Source organism: Sulfolobus sp. B1, from assembly GCF_007050195.1.
Classification (GTDB): Archaea; Thermoproteota; Thermoprotei_A; order Sulfolobales; family Sulfolobaceae; genus Saccharolobus.
Genome location: NZ_QIMI01000223.1, coordinates 1 through 1674, shown reverse-complemented (window position 1 = coordinate 1674; position 1674 = coordinate 1). Strand labels below are relative to the sequence as shown.

1 protein-coding gene and 1 pseudogene are annotated in these 1674 nt (G+C 33.0%); both read right to left on the bottom strand.

The annotated features are described in order from the left end of the window. Positions 1-353: 353 nt before the first annotated feature. Positions 354-701 (bottom strand): hypothetical protein, encoded by a 348-nt coding sequence (locus DMP16_RS09655; protein ID WP_069283775.1) that lies wholly within the window; start codon positions 699-701, stop codon positions 354-356. A gap of 53 nt (positions 702-754) precedes the next feature. Then, positions 755-1674 (bottom strand): annotated as a pseudogene (locus DMP16_RS09650) (hypothetical protein); the annotation flags it as partial.

Below are 1674 nucleotides of genomic sequence, written 5' to 3'. Positions count from 1 at the left end.
ACGTCTTTCTTCTTTTTCTTTTTCTCCTCTTCTTCTATTACATTGATTATACTCCTTCTTATTATCTCGCTCCAATTTATATAACTTAATTCATCCATTTTTCTCTTAAGCTCTTCATCAATTCTTATAGTTATAACAGGCATCAATAGTAACACTAACTTTTTTATATAAAAAACTTTACGCGTCGTACTTATATGTATATACGACAAATTGCAAGGTGATGAAAGTCTCGCAGGGCGGGGATGGAAAAAGTTTCTTAAAAGTTAATATTGTTGAGATGGGTTCTTGACTGCCTCTAAAATGAGAGGGGAAAAACAATGAACCGCAGAGAGAACTTTAGTGGAGTGAGGAAGTTAGATAGAGTACTCTAGATGTTTCATTTCATCCCTTAATATTTCCTTTATTTCGACATCTTTTTCAACATCAAAATTTTTAACATAAAAGTCAATCGCTCCCTTCTCTACAATTTCATTCATTTTCTTAACAGCGCTCATTCCTAAAAGTGATGTGAGTACTCCCAATACTAAAAAAATAACATATATTGGACCTTCTAACAAGGATCTCCTGTATCTTTTAAAATACTCCCAATGCCTTTTCTCATTCTCATAAGCTTCTTTAAAAAAGGAGTATCTTATAGAGTACCCTTTAGCAAGCCCTGTAGCTCCTGCTTCTCCTAACAATGCTAACAAATACTTATCCATATCTCTGATTACTCTAACGGAAATTAAATGATCGTATAAAATGTTGTTAAAAATTAGGTTAACCTTTTTGCTCTTATCCTATTTAGTAAGGAGATGAATATAACTAGGAAGAAGGACAAGGTGTTAGTTATCAAAGCTATCGTCGTAGGGTTAAATTCATTTTGGTTTGGTATAACTCTACCAAAAGGGGAATAGGGATAAGGAATTGTGGTTATATTCTTGGTCACGTAGCTTCCTTTAATAGTTATAGGGATTAGCCAAATATTCAAGAAATAGGCTATGTTATGACCAACGTAATACAAGTAAAAGTTTTTACTAAAATACATCTTGCCTAAGTAAGTGAAGTTAAGCGAAACCTTTCCGGAAGCTGAAATTGAAAGATTATATGTCCCATTTCCTACAACGAAATCGCCGCTTCCAGGATAGGAGACGAAAGAGATCACCACGTAGTAATAACCTTCTTTTATTTCCTTATGCAATAGTGATGGTGAAGAAACACTAATTATGGGTGCATTAACATAAGTATTCGTTATGCCAATATCATATACGTTTAGATCAATAGTATCGGTGAAATTTGAAGGGAAATCTAGGTGCTCTAAACGAAAATGAAGAGGGGCGATATTGTTTTTTATCGCATAAAACACTAATTCATCAGCAGTAGTATTACCAATATATCCTCCAACATATGACCCGTTTACAAGCAAGTAAGGAGGCAAAACATTTGGGGTTAAATTCATATCAATTATTTCTTGTAAACCTTCTGGATAATTGAATATAAGGTATATTGGCGAATTTAAATAATACGTGAAATCTTGGTTCCTAAATATTAAGTAATATGTATTATTAAATACTAGGCTCATATTATCCTGGCTCTCAAAATACTTAACAACACTATTATTTTCAGGTAATACAACGTACTCCACACCCAGTGTGTTCAAGATTTTGGCTATTTTAGTAGTGTTGAAGATTAATG